Origin of the sequence: Stella humosa (genome assembly GCF_006738645.1) — a bacterium.
GTDB classification, from domain to species: Bacteria; Pseudomonadota; Alphaproteobacteria; order ATCC43930; family Allostellaceae; genus Allostella; species Allostella humosa.
Genome location: NZ_AP019700.1, coordinates 4,077,824 through 4,096,516 on the forward strand (window position 1 = coordinate 4,077,824; position 18,693 = coordinate 4,096,516).

21 protein-coding genes are annotated in these 18,693 nt (G+C 67.2%); 12 read left to right on the plus strand and 9 right to left on the minus strand.

The window, feature by feature from the left end; translation table 11 throughout:
- Window positions 1–4: 4 nt before the first annotated feature.
- Both STVA_RS28400 and STVA_RS19135 read right to left on the minus strand, forming a co-directional pair.
- The gene (locus STVA_RS28400) at window positions 5–154 is read right to left on the minus strand and encodes a hypothetical protein (RefSeq protein ID WP_170216617.1); all 150 of its coding nucleotides are present in this window, start codon (window positions 152–154) and stop codon (window positions 5–7) included.
- 87 nt (window positions 155–241) lie between these two features.
- A complete protein-coding gene (locus STVA_RS19135) occupies window positions 242–1,216 on the minus strand; it encodes an NADPH:quinone reductase (RefSeq protein WP_123693129.1) in 975 nt (324 codons plus the stop codon).
- Between the two features lie 297 nt (window positions 1,217–1,513).
- Here STVA_RS19135 and STVA_RS19140 point away from each other — a divergent pair, with 297 nt between their 5' ends.
- Window positions 1,514–1,969, plus strand: a complete 456-nt coding sequence (locus STVA_RS19140) for a YaiI/YqxD family protein (RefSeq protein WP_197735930.1) — start codon at window positions 1,514–1,516, stop codon at window positions 1,967–1,969.
- A 7-nt stretch (window positions 1,970–1,976) separates the two neighbouring features.
- On the opposite strand, the gene STVA_RS19145 is transcribed toward STVA_RS19140, so the two are convergent.
- From STVA_RS19145 to STVA_RS19160, 4 genes are read right to left on the minus strand one after another with little or no spacing between them, the layout of a single operon-like run.
- On the minus strand, window positions 1,977–2,672 hold the full coding sequence (locus STVA_RS19145) for a VIT1/CCC1 transporter family protein (RefSeq protein ID WP_123693126.1): 696 nt from the start codon (window positions 2,670–2,672) through the stop codon (window positions 1,977–1,979).
- 53 nt (window positions 2,673–2,725) lie between these two features.
- Window positions 2,726–3,778, minus strand: coding sequence for a hydroxyacid dehydrogenase (locus STVA_RS19150; protein ID WP_123693124.1), 1,053 nt, complete (start codon window positions 3,776–3,778; stop codon window positions 2,726–2,728).
- 23 nt (window positions 3,779–3,801) lie between these two features.
- Window positions 3,802–5,049: a TIGR03862 family flavoprotein gene (locus tag STVA_RS19155; RefSeq protein ID WP_123693122.1), complete on the minus strand. Its 1,248-nt coding sequence runs from the start codon at window positions 5,047–5,049 to the stop codon at window positions 3,802–3,804.
- Window positions 5,046–6,011: a S1C family serine protease gene (locus tag STVA_RS19160; protein WP_123693120.1), complete on the minus strand. Its 966-nt coding sequence runs from the start codon at window positions 6,009–6,011 to the stop codon at window positions 5,046–5,048. The genes STVA_RS19155 and STVA_RS19160 overlap by 4 nt, the downstream gene beginning before the upstream one ends.
- 211 nt (window positions 6,012–6,222) lie before the next feature.
- Here STVA_RS19160 and STVA_RS19165 point away from each other — a divergent pair, with 211 nt between their 5' ends.
- From STVA_RS19165 to STVA_RS19180, 4 genes are all read left to right on the plus strand, one after another.
- A complete protein-coding gene (locus STVA_RS19165; protein ID WP_123693118.1) occupies window positions 6,223–6,585 on the plus strand; it encodes a type II toxin-antitoxin system RelE/ParE family toxin in 363 nt (120 codons plus the stop codon).
- Window positions 6,586–6,590: 5 nt separating this feature from the next.
- Window positions 6,591–6,884: a helix-turn-helix domain-containing protein gene (locus STVA_RS19170; RefSeq protein WP_197735683.1), complete on the plus strand. Its 294-nt coding sequence runs from the start codon at window positions 6,591–6,593 to the stop codon at window positions 6,882–6,884.
- 81 nt (window positions 6,885–6,965) lie between these two features.
- The gene (locus STVA_RS19175; protein ID WP_123693115.1) at window positions 6,966–7,430 is read left to right on the plus strand and encodes a nuclear transport factor 2 family protein; all 465 of its coding nucleotides are present in this window, start codon (window positions 6,966–6,968) and stop codon (window positions 7,428–7,430) included.
- Window positions 7,427–7,891, plus strand: coding sequence for a nuclear transport factor 2 family protein (locus STVA_RS19180; RefSeq protein WP_123693114.1), 465 nt, complete (start codon window positions 7,427–7,429; stop codon window positions 7,889–7,891). The genes STVA_RS19175 and STVA_RS19180 overlap by 4 nt, the downstream gene beginning before the upstream one ends.
- Here the strand turns inward: STVA_RS19180 and STVA_RS19185 are convergent.
- A complete protein-coding gene (locus tag STVA_RS19185) occupies window positions 7,884–8,585 on the minus strand; it encodes a GntR family transcriptional regulator (protein ID WP_123693113.1) in 702 nt (233 codons plus the stop codon). The two genes, STVA_RS19180 and STVA_RS19185, sit on opposite strands and share 8 nt — an antisense overlap.
- The gene (locus STVA_RS19190) at window positions 8,582–11,506 is read right to left on the minus strand and encodes an FAD-binding and (Fe-S)-binding domain-containing protein (RefSeq protein ID WP_123693881.1); all 2,925 of its coding nucleotides are present in this window, start codon (window positions 11,504–11,506) and stop codon (window positions 8,582–8,584) included. The genes STVA_RS19185 and STVA_RS19190 overlap by 4 nt, the downstream gene beginning before the upstream one ends.
- A gap of 75 nt (window positions 11,507–11,581) precedes the next feature.
- Here STVA_RS19190 and STVA_RS19195 point away from each other — a divergent pair, with 75 nt between their 5' ends.
- From STVA_RS19195 to STVA_RS19205, 3 genes are all read left to right on the plus strand, one after another.
- Window positions 11,582–12,775, plus strand: coding sequence for a pyridoxal-phosphate-dependent aminotransferase family protein (locus STVA_RS19195; protein ID WP_123693112.1), 1,194 nt, complete (start codon window positions 11,582–11,584; stop codon window positions 12,773–12,775).
- A 45-nt stretch (window positions 12,776–12,820) separates the two neighbouring features.
- Window positions 12,821–14,836, plus strand: a complete 2,016-nt coding sequence (locus STVA_RS19200) for an ATP-binding protein (protein WP_142235821.1) — start codon at window positions 12,821–12,823, stop codon at window positions 14,834–14,836.
- Window positions 14,837–14,906: 70 nt separating this feature from the next.
- Window positions 14,907–15,326, plus strand: coding sequence for a GFA family protein (locus tag STVA_RS19205; protein WP_123693110.1), 420 nt, complete (start codon window positions 14,907–14,909; stop codon window positions 15,324–15,326).
- A gap of 117 nt (window positions 15,327–15,443) precedes the next feature.
- Here the strand turns inward: STVA_RS19205 and STVA_RS19210 are convergent, their stop codons facing one another.
- Complete coding sequence (locus STVA_RS19210; protein ID WP_123693108.1) at window positions 15,444–15,929, minus strand: DUF1579 domain-containing protein; 486 nt, start codon at window positions 15,927–15,929, stop codon at window positions 15,444–15,446.
- 120 nt (window positions 15,930–16,049) lie between these two features.
- Here STVA_RS19210 and STVA_RS19215 point away from each other — a divergent pair, with 120 nt between their 5' ends.
- The 4 genes from STVA_RS19215 to STVA_RS19230 all read left to right on the plus strand — a co-directional run bounded on the left by STVA_RS19215 (window position 16,050) and on the right by STVA_RS19230 (window position 18,674).
- Window positions 16,050–16,976 (plus strand): ABC transporter ATP-binding protein, encoded by a 927-nt coding sequence (locus STVA_RS19215; RefSeq protein WP_123693106.1) that lies wholly within the window; start codon window positions 16,050–16,052, stop codon window positions 16,974–16,976.
- On the plus strand, window positions 16,973–17,734 hold the full coding sequence (locus tag STVA_RS19220; protein WP_123693104.1) for an ABC transporter permease: 762 nt from the start codon (window positions 16,973–16,975) through the stop codon (window positions 17,732–17,734). The genes STVA_RS19215 and STVA_RS19220 overlap by 4 nt, the downstream gene beginning before the upstream one ends.
- 64 nt (window positions 17,735–17,798) lie before the next feature.
- The gene (locus STVA_RS19225; RefSeq protein ID WP_123693102.1) at window positions 17,799–18,362 is read left to right on the plus strand and encodes a DUF4142 domain-containing protein; all 564 of its coding nucleotides are present in this window, start codon (window positions 17,799–17,801) and stop codon (window positions 18,360–18,362) included.
- Between the two features lie 105 nt (window positions 18,363–18,467).
- Window positions 18,468–18,674 carry a hypothetical protein gene (locus STVA_RS19230; protein ID WP_123693100.1) on the plus strand — a complete coding sequence of 69 codons (207 nt, stop codon included), beginning with the start codon at window positions 18,468–18,470 and terminating at the stop codon, window positions 18,672–18,674.
- Window positions 18,675–18,693 lie beyond the last annotated feature (19 nt).

An 18,693-nucleotide genomic window follows, 5' to 3' on the forward strand; every position in this document is an offset into this window, starting at 1 on the left:
CCCGTCAGGCGTTGGGCTGCGGCAGCGGCGGGATGTGGGGAATTTCCGGCGGGATCTCGGTCGGCGGCGCGGTCGGTTCCGGCGGCGGCATCGGCGGCTTCTCCGGCTGGCCGGGCTGGGGCGGGTTCTGCGGGGTGGGCGGGTCGATTCCCATGGGGCCGAATGCTCCTATGATACTGGCTTCGTCCCCTGGTCAATGTGACCCGCCCCCGCCCGGTTCCAGCGCCGGCCGCTCCTGGCGCTACAGCGTCAGGACGACATTGCCGATGACGCGGCCCTGTTCGACGGCCTCGTGCGCCTCGACGATCCGGTCCAGCGGCAGCGTCAGCCCGATCGCGTGGGACAGCCGGCCGGCCGCCAGCATGCCACCCAGCCCCGACACCGCCGCCGCCCGCTCCGCCTGCGTCAGTTCATAGACCAGGAAGAACTTGATGGTGGCGGCCGAGAACAGGCAGAAGGGCGCCGGCAGCGCCGCCTCCGGCCCGCCGACGCCGTAGACGACGACGGTGCCGCGCGGCGCCAGCACCGCCGGCAGCAGGCGGGCGTTGGCGGTGACGTCGAGCTCGATCACCCGGTCGACGCCGCGCCCGCCGGTCAGAGCCTGCACCCGCGCGCCCACATCCTCGCTGCGATAGTTGATCGCGTGGTCGGCGCCGGCCGCCGTCGCATGGGCGGCCTTGTCCGGGCCGCTGACGGTCGTCAGCACGGTGGCGCCGCTGGCCTTGGCGATCTGGATGGCATAGTGCGACACGGCACCGGCACCGCCCGAGACCAGGATCGTCTGCCCGGCCACCGGGCCGTCGATCATCACGGCATGCCAAGCGGTGAGTGCGGGGATGCCGAGGCAGGCCCCCGCCTCGAAGCTGGTGCCGTCCGGCAGGGGCACGGCCATTTCGGCCGGCAGGGCGATGAATTCCGCGGCCGTGCCGAACTGCCGGCGCCACTGCCCGTTCCAGAGCCACACCCGCTCGCCCACGCGCGCCCGATCGACTCCAGCCCCCACCGCGTCGATCGTGCCGGCGCCATCGCTGTGCGGCACGACCCGCGAATAGGCCATCTTGCGCGAGCCGGCCCGGGTCTTCACGTCCGACGGATTGACGCCCGAGGCGGCGAGACGGACCCGCACCTCGCCCGCGCCCGGCTCCGGCCGCTCGATGTCGCCCAGCCGCAGCACCTCGGCCGCCGTCCCGTTGGCCTCGTAGTACGCCGCCCGCATGGTCGTCCTCCCTCTTCCGCTTTCCTGGTTGCAAGTCCACCGTCAGTGCCTACACTGCGAATCGTCGTCAACAACCGAAAGGAGGTGATCCAGTGTCTCATTGTCTCTACCCGCGTTCGCTGGGTGCCCTGAGCCTGATCCCTGCCTCTGTCGGGGTATCCGGGGTCTCCTGACACCCGTCTACGGCCGGTATCGGCGCGTCATCGCGCCTGACCGGTCGAAACGCGGTTCGACAATGGGGGGTCGCTCCGAAAGGAGCGGCCCCTTCTTGCTTCAAGGTGCCCGATGAGCGTGCCGATCGAGATCTTGGTGGATGCAGACGCCTGCCCGGTGAAGGCCGAGATCTATCGCGTGGCCGCCCGCCACAAGGTGAAGGTGGTCGTCGTTTCGGGCGGGTTCGTCAATACGCCGATGGACCCGATGATCGAGCGCGTGATCGCCGGTCCGGGCTTCGATGCCGCCGATGACCGGCTCGCCGAACGCGCCCGGCCGGGCAGCATCGTCATCACCGGCGACGTGCCCCTGGCCGACCGCGCCATCAAGGCCGGTGCCGAGGCGATCGGCTCGACCGGTCGGCCCTTCACCGAAGCATCGATCGGCATGGCGCTGGCCATGCGCAACCTGATGGATGACATGCGCGCGATGGGCGAGCGCACGACCGGCCCCAAGCCCTTCTCCGCCCGCGATCGCTCCGCCTTCCTGTCGGCGCTGGACGCGGCGATCGTCCGGCTGAAGCGCAAGGGGTTCGTCTGACGGCCGCTCAGACGACCGTGCCGGCGACGGCGCCGATCAAGGCCGTGACCGCCATGGCGAAGGCACCCCAGAAGGTGACGCGAAGGGTGGGCTTCAGGATACCGGCGCCGCCGGCACGCGCGCCCACCGCCCCCAGCAGGGCCAGGAAGGCGAGCGAGCCCCCCGCCACCACATAGGCCAGCATCGGCCCCGGCGACGCCAGGGCGAGCGCGATGGGTGCGGCCGCGCCGACCGAGAAGGTCAGGGCCGATGCGATTGCCGCCTGCACCGGGCGCGCCTTGCTGATGTCCGAGATGCCGAGTTCGTCGCGCGCATGGGCGCCCAGCGCGTCGCGCGCCATCAACTGCCGGGCGACGTCACGGGCCAGATCCGGCGCCAGGCCGCGGCCGACGTAGATCCGCGCCAGCTCCTCCAGCTCCAGGGTCGGGTCGGCGGCCAGCTCCACCCTCTCGCGGGCGATGTCGGCCTGCTCGGTGTCGGCCTGCGAGCTGACCGACACATATTCGCCGGCTGCCATCGACATGGCGCCGGCGACCAGGCCGGCCACGCCCGCCAGCAGGACGTCGCCGGCGCCGGCCGCCGCAGAGGCAACGCCGATGATCAGGCTCGACGTCGAGATGATGCCGTCATTGGCGCCCAGCACGGCCGCGCGCAGCCAGCCGATCCGCCCCACCAGGTGCCGTTCGCGATGCGGGCCTCTCATGGTGCCACCTCCGCCGATCCGGGCGTGAACCGGCACCATGAGCGGTGCCGGGGCTACAGTGCGTCGGGCCGGAAGCCGATCAGCGCCTCGAAGCGCTCGGCATAGCGTGGCCAGGCCTCGGGGTTGATCAGGCGCGGCGGGACGCGGCCCTCGAAGAGGGCGATCCATTGCTCGGCCGCCGCCTCGGACATGTTGCGCAGCGATTCCTCGGTGATGCCGGCGATGTGCGGGGTGGCGATGACGTTGGCCAGGCGCAGCAGCGGATGGTCGGGCGGCGGCGGTTCCTTCAGGAAGACGTCGATGCCCGCACCCGCGATCCGGCCGGCGACCAGTGCCGCCTCCAGCGCCGGCTCGTCATGGATGCCGCCGCGGGCGGTGTTGACGAAGTAGGCGGTGGGCCGCATCCCCGCGAACTGGGCGGCACCGAACATGCCGAAGGTCTCGTCGTTGCGCGGGCAGTGGACCGACACGAAGTCCGCGCGCGCCAGCAACTCGTCCAGCGACACCTGGAGGGCGCCGCGGGCGGCGGCCTCGGCTGCCGTCAGATAGGGGTCGAAGGCCAGCACCGTCATGCCGAACAGGCCGCGGCACAACTCGGCCGTGCGCGTGCCGATCTGGCCCAGGCCGACGATGCCGACGGTGCGGCCGCGCAGCTCGCGCCCGGTATAGAGGAACCGATCGAGGTCGCGGTCGCGGCGCAGTGCGCGGTCGGTGATGCCGATGTTCTTGGCCAGCGCCAGCATAAGGCCCAGCGCATGCTCGGCCACGGCTTCCTTGTTGGTGCCGGACTGGTTGCAGACGATGACGCCGGCCGCGGTGCAGGCCGCCACGTCGACCATGTCGAATCCGGCCCCGGTCGAGCTGATCGCCAGCAGGCTGGGGCAGCGGCGCAGCAGGTCGGCATCGCCGAACCAGGGCTCGCGCAGTTCGGTGCGCGGCGCGATCTGGTAGCCATGGACGCGCGCCATCACGGCGGCATTGTCGCCGTCGGGATCGGCATAGTGCCGGCGCACCAGCTCGATGTCCTCGCGCCGGCCCAGGATGTCCTCGGCCACCGGGTCGACCCACTTCTCGAAATAGGCCAGCCGCTTCACGTTGGTCGCCACGCGTCCTCCCCCAGGTTCGAACCTTATTCCGGCGACGATGTTCGATCGCCGCCCGGCCGGCAAGCCGTTGCGTGCGCGACGGCGGCCCTGGCCGCCACCACGGCGGTCGCGAGCGTCGCCTGCAACAGGTAGCCGCCGGTCGGCGCTTCCCAGTCCAGCATCTCGCCCGCGGCAAAGACGCCGGGCAGGCCGCGCAGCATGAAGCCGTCATCCAGCGCATCCAGCGCGATGCCGCCGGCGCTCGATATGGCGCGGGCGATCGGCTGCGGCGCCTCCAGGCGAACCTCCACCGCCTTGACGCGGGCGGCCAGCGCCATGGGCTCGGCCGGCAATGGCGGTCCGCATTCGCGCAGCAGGCCGGCCGCCAGCGGCGACAGGCCCGCCCCCTTGCGCAGCCGGGTCGCCGTCGAAGGTGCGCCGGCAACAGCGGCCAGGCGCGCCGCCAGGGCCTCGACCGCCAGTTCGGGACGAAGGTCGATAGTGAGCATGGCCGGACCCGCTGCCGCGATCCGGTCGCGCAGGGCGGCCGACAGGGCATAGATGGCCCCGCCCTCGATGCCGTAGGCGGTGACCATGGCCTCGCCCCGCAGCGTGCGGCCGGCAAAGGTGAAGGCGGCCGGCTTCAGCGGCGTGCCGGCGAAGCGCTGGCGGAAATCCGCGCTCCAGGCGACGGCGAAGCCGCAATTGGCAGACGCCATGGGCACGACCGGCACGCCGCGCGCGGCCAGCAGCGGGACCCAGCCGCCGTCACTGCCGAGGCGCGGCCAGCTTGCCCCGCCCAGCGCCAGGATCGTGGCGTCGGGCGCCATGCGCTCGCCCTGCCCGTCCGGCCCGGAGAAAACGAGCGCGCCGTCGGCGTCCCAGCCCTGCCAGCGGCGGCGGGTGACGATGCGGACGCCTTGCCCCGCCAGCCGTGCGAGCCAGGCGCGCAGCAGCGGCGAGGCCTTCATGGCGGTGGGGAAGACCCGGCCGCTGGAGCCGACGAAGGTCGCCTGGCCCAGCCCCTCGGCCCAGGCGCGCAGGTCCGCCGGCCCGAAGGCCGCGAGCGCCGGCGCCAGGCGGCCGGCGGCATCGCCATAGCGCGCCTGGAACGGCACGGCCGGCTCGGAATGGGTCAGGTTCAGGCCGCCGCGCCCGGCCATTAGCAGCTTGCGCCCGACCGAGGGCATATGCTCCCAGACGGTGACGGCGGCACCGGCCGCGCTCGCCACCTCGGCTGCCATCAGCCCTGCCGGTCCGCCGCCGATGACGGCGACGGTGGGGGCGGTCAATGCAGGCTCGGCTTCTTGAGGAAGCGGGAGCGGTCGGACGACTTGACGACGATCTCCAGCGTGCGGCCGTCGCGATTGATGGTCAGCGGCACCAGCGCACCGGCCGGCCCCTGCTCCCAGACGCGGCGATAGAAGCCGGCGAGATCGCCGGGCTCGACGCCCGCCACGGCCAGGAGGATGTCGCCGGTCTGGATGCCGGCGGCGGCCGCCGGACCGCCGTCAGACAGGCCGACCACCGCCACCTTCTCCTCCACCTCGGCGGCATACAAGCCGAGCCAGGGGCGTGGCGGCCGGTTCGGCCGGCCGAGCAACTGCAGGTCCTCGAAGACCGGCTTCAGCACGTCGATCGGGATGATCATGTTGAGGAAGGTGCCGCGCCCCTGCTGGAGCTGCAGCGAGCCGATGCCGATCAGTTCGCCGGCGGCATTGATGAGCGGCGCACCGCCCCAGTTGGGGTGCGCGGGCGAGGTGAAGATCGCCTCGTCCAGCACATACTCCCAGTATCCGGCGAACTCCTGCCGGGCGACGATGCGCGCCGACACCGAGCGGCTGCGCCCGCCCGCCCCGCCGACGACCACCCGCTCGCCCACTTCGGCCGCGGCCGCGCGCCCGAGCGGCAGCGCCGGCAGGTCGATGCGCGCCAGCGCCTGGACCAGCCCAAGCCCGGTCTCGTGGTCGTAGGCCACGACATGGCCGGGCACCGCGCGGCCGTCGGAGAGAGTGAGGTAGACGGTCTCGGCCTCGGCCACCAGGTAGCCCACCGTCAGCACCAGCCCGTCGCCCCGGATGATCACGCCGTTTCCCGCGCGCTCGGTCCCCAGGGTTTCCGCGGTGAAGGCATCCGACGGCACCAGCGCCTTCAGCCCGACGACGGAGGAAAGCGCCCGCTCGAGGTCATAGGCATGATCCTCCGGCCGCGGCTGCAGCGGCTCCGGCACGTTCCACTCGGTCTCCGTCGACATGCGTTTGCGTCTCCTGGGCGGCATGGGACCAGAACGGCCTGGGCATGCAGAGAGTGCCACGACCCCGGCACGTTCATGGCCATCCAAGGTGGGGTGGAGCACCTTGCGTGGCAAGCGTTGATGATATGACGACGCATCCGCTCGGCTTGAGCTGGAAAGCTTGTCACATGCCTTTTCTGACATAGATCGAAAACGCTATACTGGGCGCCTCATGACGCGCCCGCTCGGCTGGATCGGCAGTGCCCGCGAGGACCTTCTGGCTTTTCCGGATGGTGTCATCCGCGAGATCGGCCACGCGTTGTTCGTCGCGCAGACGGGTGGAAAGCATGGCAGCGCCAAGCCGTTGCAGGGATTCGGCGGTGCGGGCGTACTCGAAATCGTCGAAGACCACGACGGCGATACCTACCGCGCCGTCTATACCGTCCGTTTTGCCGAGATCATCTATGTGCTGCACGCCTTCCAGAAAAAATCCAAGAGCGGCACAGCGACGCCGCTGCGCGAGATCGAGCGCATCAAGGCACGTCTGAAGCAGGCACAGCAGGAGTACGCCGAATGGAAGCAAGACAACCCGTAGGAGCGGTGGCCGAGAGCGCCTTTCATGCGCTGGGCCTGCCGGATGCCGACGACCTCGTGCTCCGTGCCCAACTGCTGCGGCGGATCGCCGATGTGGTTCGCGAGCAGGACCTGACCCAGGCCCAGGCTGGCGCGCTGATTGGCATGGACCAGCCACGCGTCTCGGCCTTGCTGAACGGCAAGATCACCAAGTTCTCGACCGACCGGTTGCTCCGCGCATTGAGCGACCTTGGCCAGGATGTCGAACTGCGGATTACCCCGGCCGGGCGCCCGAAGGGTCGGCTGCATGTAGCGGCATAGCTTCCAAACACCCCGATTGATCGCTACCGTCCGATTTCCCCCAAGGCGCGATCGCAGCGGGCGGGAAATGAAGGAGCGTTCATGATCGGCAGGCGCGGATTTCTGGTACAGGCGACAGCGGTCGCCGCATTGGCATTGGCCGGCTGTGCTTCGATGGCGACCGACAGCGGGGGCGGCGATCTGCATGCGCGCCTGATGGCGCTTGAGACCGGCAGCTGGCAGCATATCAAGGACCGCGACCTGGCCGGGATGAACGGCTTTCTGGCCGACGACGCCATCCTGATCTTCGCCGACGGCTCGCGCCTCACCAAGGCCCAGTACATCGCGACGATCCCCGAGCAGACGCTGACCGCATTCGCCATCGCCGGCGGCTCCGAAGTCGTGCGCGCCAGTCCGGACGTCGCCACGCTCATCTACAAGGTGACCTATACCAGCGCCATGAAGGGCCAGAAGCCCGAGACGCTGACGGTGTTGTCGACCAGCACCTTTGCGCTGCGCGGCGGCACCTGGATCAGCACGCTCTACCAGGAGACCCCCATCAAATGATCGGGCGGCGTAGCCTGGTGGCGGCAGCGATCGCCGCCGCCCTCGCACTGGGCGGCTGCACCACGCCGGCGGTCGAGGGCGGCGCCGGCGAAGAGGCGCTGCACGACCGGCTGCTGGCGCTGGAGACCGGAAGCTGGGGCTATGTGCGCGACCGCGACCAGGCGGCGATGCGCGCCTTCGTGGCCGACGACGTGCTGCTGATCTTCGGCGACGGGTCGCGCTACGACAAGGAACAGTATGTCGCCTCGCTGGCCGACCAGACGCTGAGCGACCTCCGGATCTGGAATTCGCGCGTGATCCCGATCACCCCGGACGTCGCCACCCTCACCTACCGGGTGCGCTATACCAGCGCCGTGAAACAGGCCAAGCCGGAGATCGTGCGGGCCGAGGTGACCAGCACCTATGTGCGGCGCGGCGGCCAGTGGATGAGCGTCATCTACCAGGAAACGCCGTTCAAGTAGCGGCAGCGTCGCCGATCTCGACCCCACGCCGGCCGCGGACGAGGTAGGTGCGGTGGTCGAGGTGGCGGCGCGCGATGGCGGCGGCCGCCGCCGGGTCGCCGGCCAGGATGGCGGCCGACAGTTCGCCATGCTCGGCCACGGCGGCTGCCCAGCGTTCCGGCGTCAGGTTGGCCTGGAAGCGGGCGGGGCGCAGGCGGGCGTTCATGCGGTCGTGCAGGTCGACCAGCAGCGGGTTGCGGGCGGCCGCCAGGATGGCGGCGTGGATCGCCTCGTTCAGCGCGAAATAGCCTTCCAGGTCGCTCGCCCGGCGGCGCTCGTCGAGGGCGGCCGTCAGCCGCCCGATCTCCCGCCGCTCGCCGGCCGTGGCGCGCTCGGCCGCCAGGGCGGCGGCTTCGGCCTCCAATGCGGCGATCACCTGGAAGGCGTGCTGGGCGGCCGCCCCCGACAGGTCGACCACGGTGGCGCCGCGGTTGGGCACGATCTCGACCAGCCCTTCGGCCGCCAGCACCCGCAGCGCCTCGCGCAGCGGCGTGCGCGAGATGCCGAATTCCGCGCACAGTTCCAGCTCCTTCAGCCGCTCGCCCGCCGGCAGGCGGCCGGCGACGATGGCCCGGCGCAGGCGGTCGGCGGCGTCGAGATGCAGGGCCCGCCGCAGGATCGGCCCCGCCTCCACGCCGTGCGGCAGGTCGTTCATCCGGCCAGGTGGTTCGCCAGGACGCGCACCGGGTGGATCGCCGTTCGGCTGGCGAGGTCGGCAAACTGGTGGCGGCAACTGGTGCCGGCGGCGACCAGGATGGCGTCGGCCGGGGCCGCCCGCACCGCCGGCAGCGGCCCCACCTCCGCCACCCGGCGCGACACGTCGGCATGCTCCTTCTGGTAGCCGAAGGCGCCCGCCATGCCGCAGCAGCCGGCATCGATGGTCGACAGCTTCAGGCCCGGCACCAGCTTCAGCATCGCCTCCACCGCCCCCACCGTGCCGAAGGCGCGCTGGTGGCAATGGCCGTGCAGGACGGCGGCCTCGGTGCTGGGCCGCAGTGCTGGGTTGAAGCGGCCGGCGGCGCGCTCGGCCGCCACGAACTCCTCGAACATCACGGACTTCGCCGCGACCGCCTTGGCATCCTCGCCCAGGCCCAGCACCAGGTGCTCGTCGCGGAAGGTGAAGAGGCAGGACGGCTCCAGCCCGACGATGGGCACGCCGCGCCGGGCGGCCGCCGCCAGCGGCTTCAGCGCGCGCACCGCCTCGGCGCGCGCCTCGTCCACCATGCCGGCGGCGAGATAGGTGCGCCCGCAGCAGAGCGCCCGGCCCGACCCGTCCTCGGCCGAGATGGTGGTGACGCGATATCCCGCCGCCACCAGGAGCCGCTGGGCGGCGCGCGCATTCTCGGGCTCGAAGGCGGCCGTGAAGCTGTCGACGAACAGCGCCACCTCCGGCCCCGCCCCTTGCGCGTCGCCATCGGCCCCCTTGGCATCGAAGCGGTCGCGCCGCCATTTCGGCAGCGGCCGGTCGGCGGCAAAGCCCAGCATGCGTTCCGACAGCGCGGCCAGGCCCGGGATGCGATCACGCAGGTTCAGCACCGGGGCCAGCATGGCGGCCACCCGGGCATAGCGCGGCAGGTGGGCCACCACCCGCTCGCGCCAGGGCACGCCGTTGGCCTTGTTCCACTGGTGCTGGAACTCGATCTTCATGCGCGCCATGTCGACGCCGGTCGGGCATTCGCGCTTGCAGCCCTTGCAGGAGAGGCAGAGGTCGAGCGCCTCCTTCACCGCCGGGTCGGCGACGCTGCCATTGCCGAGCTGGCCGGTGACGGCCAGGCGCAGCGTGTTGGCGCGGCCCCGCGTCACGTGCTGCTCGTCCATCGTCGCGCGGTAGGACGGGCACATGACGCCGGGGTCGGACTTGCGGCACTCGCCGTTGTTGTTGCACATCTCGACCGCGGCCAAGAGCCCGCCCCAGTCCGACCAGTCGAGCCCGGTTGCGACCGGCAGCGCCTTGTAGCCCGGCTTCCAGCGGAAGAGGCTGCGGTCGTCCATCTTCGAGGGGTGGACGATCTTGCCGGGGTTGAACAGGCCGGTCGGGTCGAACGCCTCCTTCACCTCCTCGAACGCGCGGACGATGCGGTCGCCGAACATCGGCCGGTGGAACTCCGACCGCACCAGCCCGTCGCCATGCTCGCCCGAATGGCTGCCCTTGTATTCCCGCACCATGGCGAACGCCTCCTCGGCGATCGCGCGCATCTTCTTCGCACCCCCCTCCTCCTTGAGGTTGAGGATCGGGCGCACATGCAGCGTGCCGACCGAGGCATGGGCGTACCAGGTGCCGGAGGTGCCGTGGCGGGCGAATACCTCGTCCAGGCGGCGGGTGTATTCGGCCAGGTCGGCCAGCGGCACGGCGCAATCCTCGATGAAGGAGACGGGCTTACCCTCCCCCTTCATCGACATCATGATGTTGAGGCCGGCCTTGCGCACCTCCCACACCGCCGCCTGGAAGGCGGGCTCGACCGCCTCCACCACCGAATCCGGGAAGCCAAGGTCGGCCGTCAGCGTCACCAGGTCGGCCAGGCGGCGGACGCAGTCCTCCCGGTCCTCGCCCGCGAACTCCACCAGCAGGATCGCCTGCGGCTCGCCCTTCACGAAGCGGTCGACGGTCGGCCGGAACATCGCGATCTCGCGCGACAGGTCGATCAGCGTGCGGTCGACCAGTTCGACGGCACTCGGCCCCAGATCGACAATGTGGCGGGTGGCGTCCATCGCCGCATAGAAGGTGGGGAAGTGGCAGACGCCCAGCGTGCGATGGCTGGGGATCTTCTGCAGGTCGAGATGCACCTGGGTGAAGAAGCCCAGCGTGCCCTCCGAGCCCACCAGCAGGCTCGCCATGTTGTGGCCGGCCGGGTTGATGAGGTCGATGTTGTAGCCGCCCACCTTGCGCAGCAGCTTGGGGATGCGGCGGTCGATCTCGTCGGCCTCGCGCCCGTGCAGCGCGCGCATGCGCTGGACGAGGTCGGTGAGGCGCTGGTCGCCGGCGACATCGGCCAGGTTGCCCGGCACCGGGCCGAAATGATGGGCCGAGCCGTCGGCCAGGATGGCGTCCACCGCATGGACGTTGTGCACCATGTTGCCGTAGCGGATGGAGCGCGAGCCGCAGGAATTGTTGCCGGTCATGCCGCCGATGGTGGCGCGGTTGGCGGGCGACACGTCGACCGGGAAGAAGAGCTTGTGCGGGCGCAACAGCTTGTTCAGGTGATCCAGCACGATGCCGGGCTGCACCGTGGCGCGCCGGTTCTCGACATCGACCTCGACCAGCCGATTCAGATGCTTGGAGACATCGACGACCAGCGCCTCGCCCACCGTCTGCCCGCATTGGGAGGTACCCGCCCCGCGCGGCAGCAGCGGCACGCCCTCCTCGCGCGCGATCTGGATGGCGGCCGCGATGTCGTCCGGCTCGCGCGCCACCAGCACGCCCAGCGGCTCGATCTGGTAGATCGAGGCATCGGTCGAATAGCGCCCGCGCGAGGCGGCGTCGAACAGCACCTCGCCGCGGGTTTCCCGCCGCAGGCGCTCGGCCAACCTGGCATCCCCGACCTTGGGCTTGGCGGCAGTGGGATTTGCAGCGGCCATGCGGGCGTCACCTTCCATCTTGCGTGCCGCCAGATTGTATACATAATGCAATCGAACTCAAGGGGATCGCCGACGATGTCCAGCGCCGCCGCCAAGCCGAAGCACCAGCCGGGCCGCCACTTCCTGCAGATCCCGGGGCCGAGCAACGTGCCCGACCGGGTGCTGCGCGCCATCGACCGGCCGACCATGGACCATCGCGGCCCCGATTTCGGCCGCCTCGGGCGCGAGGTGCTGGACCGCCTGAAGCCGGTGTTCGGCACCGAGGGGCCGGTCATCATCTTCCCCGGCTCCGGCACCGGCGCATGGGAGGCAGCCTTGGTCAACACGCTGTCGCCCGGCGACCGCGTGCTGATGTTCGAGACCGGGCACTTCGCCACCCTGTGGCAGGAGATGGCACGCAAGCTCGGCATCGTTACGGAGTTCGTGCCGGGCGACTGGCGCTCGGGTGTCGATGCCGCCGCCATCGAGGCGCGCCTGGCCGAGGATTCGACCCATTCGATCAAGGCCGTGGCCGTTGTCCACAACGAGACCTCGACCGGCGTCACCAGCGACATCGGTGCCGTGCGCCGCGCCATCGACGCCGCCGGCCACCCCGCCCTGCTCTTCGTCGACACCGTGTCGTCGCTGGCCTCGATCGAGTATCGCCACGACGAGTGGGGCGTCGACGTGACGGTGACCGGCTCGCAGAAGGGCCTGATGCTGCCGCCCGGCCTGGGCTTCAACGCCGTCAGCGAGAAGGCGCGGTCGGTCGCCAAGACCGCCCGCCTGCCGCGCGCCTACTGGGATTGGGAGGCGATGCTGGGCATCAACCCCACCGGCTATTTCCCGTACACGCCCGCGACCAACCTGCTCTACGGCCTGAACGAGGCCCTGATCCTGCTGGTGGAAGAAGAAGGCCTGCCGGCCGTCTTCGCCCGCCACCAGCGCCACGGCGAGGCAACCCGCCGGGCCGTGCGCACCTGGGGCCTGGAGGTGCTGTGCCGCAACCCGGCCGAATACTCCCCCGTGCTGACCGCCGTGATGACGCCCGACGGCCACGACGCCGACGCGCTGCGCGCGACCATCCTGGAGCGGTCCAACATGTCGCTCGGCAACGGCCTCGGCCGCCTGAAGGGCCGGGTGTTCCGCATCGGCCACCTGGGGGACTTCAACGACCTGATGCTGGTCGGTACGCTGGCCGGGGTGGAGATGGGGCTGGCGACGGCGGGCGTGCCCTACACCAAGGGCGGGGTGCAGGCGGCGATGGACTATCTGGGTGGGAATAGGTAGCGTGAAGCACGCGAAACGCGCTTTCGAATAAAGGATTTCCAACGGATGGATCCTGCTCAGGCCGCTGTCGAGGCAAGCTTCCTATTCGACCTTACCGGCAGAGTTCGTAATTTGGGATTACCGGCAAACTCCGCAAATGCGCTAGTCCCGTTGTTCGAGGCGGTCAGCAACGCAATTCACGCAGTCGAATCGCGTTGGGGAGAAAAGGTTGGTGATTTTGGCGAAGTAAAGATAGTAATTCGTCGCCGAAATGATGAAATAGATTCCAACGTAGTTGGATTTACTATTTTAGACAACGGCATCGGTCTAACAGAAGAAAATTGGAATTCTTTTAGGACATCTGATTCTCCTCATAAGCAGATGCGAGGCGGAAAAGGAGTTGGCAGACTTTCTTGGCTCAAAGCATTCGAGAATTGTCGTATTGTGAGCATATTTAACGAATCTGGAACTATAATGCAAAGAGATTTCTTGTTTAATCTCAAACAGATAAATCCAATACAAAACCACTCCATCAAACCATCCGCTGAAAAACTTTTGGTTGGAACAAAAGTATTCCTCGATCCATTTTTTACTAATTTTGAAGTGTACTGCCCAAAAAAGCTTTCCACTATCGCCGCAAAGCTGGTGGGGCACTTCTTGCCATACCTTGCTGTCGACAAGTGCCCCAAAATAGTGGTGGAAGATGGCCTTGAGTCAATAGAGCTGCGCGCTTACTATGGAGAAAATCAGACCAGAAATACTATTGATATAGTTACAGTAACCCTCAATGAAAACGACGGGCCGGAACAATTTTTTATACATCATACCCTTCTAAGAAAGCAGCTGAAATTTCTTGATAGCGGCCTTCACTGGATGTTTTTTGCGGGCAATCAGCGAGTAGCTCGCCAAGATACAATAGATGGGCAACTAGGACTCCGATACGTAGGCGAAGCTGGAGATTGCGTATATATCGGCCTGATTACAGGATCATTTTTGGATAAGCACGTTAACCAAGAACGGACAAACTTTACATTCAGCAATGACATTCAAGCGGAATTGCATAAAACAGCATTGTCATACACAAAAGCTTTTCTAAACGAATATATCCAGAGAATTCGGGATCAACAAATAGCCACGGCAGATCGTGTTATCCGAGAAAATCCGCAGTTTCTGCCGTTTCGTGATCGACTGGATACTTTTGTTTCCGAAAACTTCAGTCTAAATACGCAAGGTGAAGAAGAGATATATGTCGAACTGAGTCGTCGAAAGCTTCGTGCGAAGCGGCGTATTGACGGTCAGATTCGATCTTTGAGCAGCGATTCACACCAGCGCATTGACGCCAGTGTACAGGAAATCACCAAAGCACTAAATGATGAGAAGAAAGGTTCTCTTGCAGAGTACGTTGTCAGGCGCAAGGCAATTCTAGAGTTACTTGACTCATCACTTGGCTACGAAGATCCTATTACGAGAAAATATTTTCGAGAAGAAGCGATACATGGACTGATCGTTCCTCTCCGCTCTGATTCTGAAGAATTAGATTACACGCAACACAATTTGTGGATTCTGGACGATCGCTTGGCATTTTACACGTTTTTTAGATCAGACAGGCAAGGTAAAGATTTTATCCAAGACTCTGACAGCAAAAAGGAGCCAGATCTTTCTGTGGTGTTCGAAAATGCTCTCGCGATGCGCGGAGAAAGTCAGGATGAGCCTATCATAATAGTCGAATTCAAGCGGCCGGGTAGAGATGATTTTACCGGAAATACGAACCCCGTCGCTCAAATACTAGACTATGTAGATATTTTTCGAAGCGGTTCAGCAATAAAAGACAATAAGGGCAACCTCATTCGCCGAATAAATATGTCAACTCGCTTCGTCTGCTATATTGTCGCAGACTTCACAAACACACTTATAAAAGTCGCAAGATCTAGCATAGCAAACCATCCGACAGCGGATGGCCGCGGATACTTTGGAACGTCCATTCCTCATAACGCCACCGTTGAAATATTACCCTACGAGAAAATAGTATCAGATGCCAAAATTAGAAATGAAGCCTTCTTTCGGCAGCTGGGTCTTTTGTGAGATCTATTGAAACTTCTGGATCGGGACCAGCTTGGCCACGCCGGGACGGAGCGATAGGGAGGCAGCAGAGATGTCCGTCACCGGCCGATGCTTCTGCGGCGCCGTCCGCTTCGAGTTCGGCCAGCCTCCGCTGGCCGCGCGTGCCTGCTGGTGCCGTGACTGCCAGTACCTGTCATCCGGCAACGCCTCGGTTAACGCGATCTTCCGCACCGAGGGATTCCGGCTTTCGGGCACCGTGGCGGAGTATGTCAGCCAGGCCGACAGCGGCGCCACGATGCGCCGACGCTTCTGCCCGACCTGCGGCACGCCCCTGTTCGCCCACTCGGTCGACCGGCCGGACGTGATGGTGGTGCGGGTGGGCGCGCTGGACGACCCGGCGCTGGGTCGTCCGGGCGGCTACATCTGGACCGGGTCGGCACCGGACTGGGGCCATGTCGACCCGACGCTGGAGAACTGCCCGGGGCAACCGGGGGCTGTCCGGCGCGGGTGAGGCTGGGGTCCGTGCGTCCCCCGACTGCTCGCTTCGCTGCACGCTTGGGATGAGGACGCTTGGTCCAATTCAAGCAAACAGCAGCAAGTAGTCGAGAGATGCGACGGCGGCCGTGCCTTACTTCTTGCGGTGATAGTGCGCGGTCATGATCGGCACCCACTGCCCGTCGTCGCCCTGCATCAGCGAGCGCAGCACGCGGTGGTCGGCGTCGATCATCTCGACGATGTCCTGGTAGCTGGCGGTCTTGGTCATGTCGGCGAAGTTGGGGCCAGTGGCGTGCAGCGTCAGCACGCGGCGGTCGGCGTCGAGCGTGCCCTCATAGACCCAGAGGTTCGTCATCATCGAGCCGATGAAGGTGCCGACGAACTTGCCCTTGGCCGGGTCGAAGCCCAGCGTGATGATCGTCGTGGTGGGGCCGCTGCCGTCCGGCATCTCGCCCTTGCCCTCGCCCATCACCCACATCCCCTGGATCGAGCGCACCGTCTCGGTGAACTGGTTCTTCACCGGCGGCTGGTCGGGGCCCATGCTGCAATCGCCCTCGCCCGTCCACTCTCCAACGAGCTGCTCCAGCCAGCGATGCTCTTCCTGCGGCTTGCCCATCATGCTCCGTTCCTCCGGATGGTCGACATTTGTTAACTGAATGGTTATATAATCGACCAACCTACCGGCGTCAACCGGCCGCCCCCACATGGGGAGCAACCCCACCCCAGGTGCCCCGCCCGCATGCGCCCCATCATCCAGATTTCCGGCCTTACCAAATCCTACAAGTCGGGGTTCCAGGCGCTGAAAGGCGTCAACCTGGACATCCGCGCGGGCGAGATCTTCGCCCTCCTCGGCCCCAACGGCGCCGGCAAGACGACGCTGATCAGCATCGTCTGCGGCATCGTGCGGCCGAGCGGCGGCCGCGTGGTCGCCGACGGGCACGACATCATCACCCAGTGGCGGGCGGCCCGCTCGCTGATCGGCCTGGTGCCGCAGGAGCTGACGACGGACGCCTTCGAGACGGTGTGGGCCACCGTCCGCTTCAGCCGCGGCCTGTTCGGCCGGCCGCGCAACGACGCCCATATCGAGCGCATCCTGCGCGACCTGTCGCTGTGGGAGAAGAAGGACAGCAAGATCATGACGCTGTCGGGCGGCATGAAGCGCCGGGTGATGATCGCCAAGGCGCTGGCGCACGACCCGCGCATCCTCTTCCTCGACGAGCCCACGGCCGGCGTCGATGTCGAGCTGCGCCGCGACATGTGGAACATGATCCGCCAGCTACGCGACACCGGAGTCACCATCATCCTCACCACCCACTATATCGAGGAGGCCGAGGAGATGGCCGACCGTATCGGCGTCATCCGCGGCGGCGAGATCATCCTGGTGGAGGAGAAGGCCGAGCTGATGCGCAAGCTGGGCCGCAAGCAGCTCACCCTGCAACTGGTCGAGCCGCTGGCCGCCATCCCGCCGGCACTGGCGGCCTATCCCCTGGAGATCGCGGCCGGCGGGGCCGAGCTCGTCTACACCTACGACACGCGGGCCGAGCGCACCGGGATCACCCGGCTGCTGACGGACCTGGCGGCGGCCGGCATCCGCTTCCGCGACCTGGCGACCGAGCAGAGCTCGCTCGAGGACATCTTCGTCGGCCTGCTGCAGGAGCGGTCATGAACATCCGCGGCATCTATGCCATCTATCGCTTCGAGATGGCGCGCACCGGGCGCACGCTGCTGCAAAGCATCGTCTCGCCCGTCATCTCGACCGCGCTCTATTTCGTGGTCTTCGGCGCGGCCATCGGCTCGCGCATCCAGCAGGTGGACGGCGTCGCCTACGGCGCCTTCATCGTGCCGGGGCTGATCATGCTGTCGCTGCTGACGCACAGCATCTCCAACGCATCCTTCGGGATCTATTTCCCCAAGTTCGTCGGCACGATCTACGAGCTGCTGTCGGCCCCCGTCTCGTTCGCCGAGGCCGTCATCGCCTATGTGGGCGCGGCCGCCACCAAGTCGATCATCCTCGGCATCATCATCCTGGCGACGGCCGCCCTCTTCGTGCCGCTGCGGATCGAGCATCCGTTCTGGATGCTGGGCTTCCTCGTGCTGACCGCCGTCACCTTCAGCCTCTTCGGCTTCGTCATCGGCATCTGGGCGGACGGGTTCGAGAAGCTGCAGTTCGTGCCGACCCTGGTCGTCACCCCGCTCACCTTCCTCGGCGGCAGCTTCTACTCGATCGACATGCTGCCCCCCTTCTGGCAGTGGGTCAGCCTGTTCAACCCGGTCGTCTATCTCGTCAGCGGCTTCCGCTGGAGCTTCCACGGCACGGCCGATGTCGGCATCGTCTTCAGCGTCGCCATGACGCTGGCGATCCTGGCCGCCTGCCTCGGCGTGGTGTGGTGGATCTTCAAGACCGGCTGGCGGCTGAAGAACTGAGGCAACCGGGAGCCACCCTGCGGCGTTGACGGGACAAGCCCCAACGAACGCAGGAGACCCGGCCATGGTCGCGTTGCGCGCCAGCCTGACTGCCGTCGCCCTGACCGCCGCCCTGGCGACGGCGGCGGCCCTTCCCCATTCCGCCGCCCTGGCCCAGGGCGCGCCCGCCGTCGCGGCCCCCGCGGCCAAGCTCGACCCGGCGACCGAGAACTATGTGAAGGAATCGGCGCGCCAGGACCGCACCGCCATCGACGCCAGCAAGCTGGTGCTGGAGATGTCGGCCCGCACGCCGGTGCGCGAGGCGGCCAAGAAGGTGCTGGACGAGCGGACCAAGGCGCAGCACCGCCTGACCACCGCCACCACTGTCCAGGCCCTGGGCCTGCGCCCAGACAAGGCAGGCGATGACGGCGAGGCGGTGGAGGCCCTGCGCAAGACCGCACCCGAGGGCGTCGACCGCGCCTATCTGCGCCTGGCGATCGAGAACCACGAGGCGACCCTGCGCCTGCAGGAGAGCTATGGCCGCGACGGCGCCAACGACGCGCTCCGTTCGCACGCCATGGCGGCCGCGATCGAGATCGAGGCCCGCATCGGCGACCTGAAGCGCCTGGCGGCCGAGCTCGACGGCTAGTCCTCTACCCCACGTCCCGGGACCTCGCGTCCCGGCGCGCCACCTTGCGCCGGACGCGAGCCGTTCCCACCTTTTCTCGCGAAACTCACGAAGGGATGAACCCCGATGCGTCAGATCCTGTCCTTGCTGGTAGCCGCGGTGGCAGCCGCCGCCGTGGTCATGCTGGTGGTGACGGTGTTGAGCGGCGTGTTGTGGTTCTTTGGCATCGTCATCGCCTTCCTGATCGTGGGCGGCGTGATCTATGCCCTGCTGACCGGCCGCTCCAAGACGACCGTGACGGTGCAGCGCCCGCCGCCGCCCTGGAAGCAGTAGCGCCAGGGCGGGGACCCAC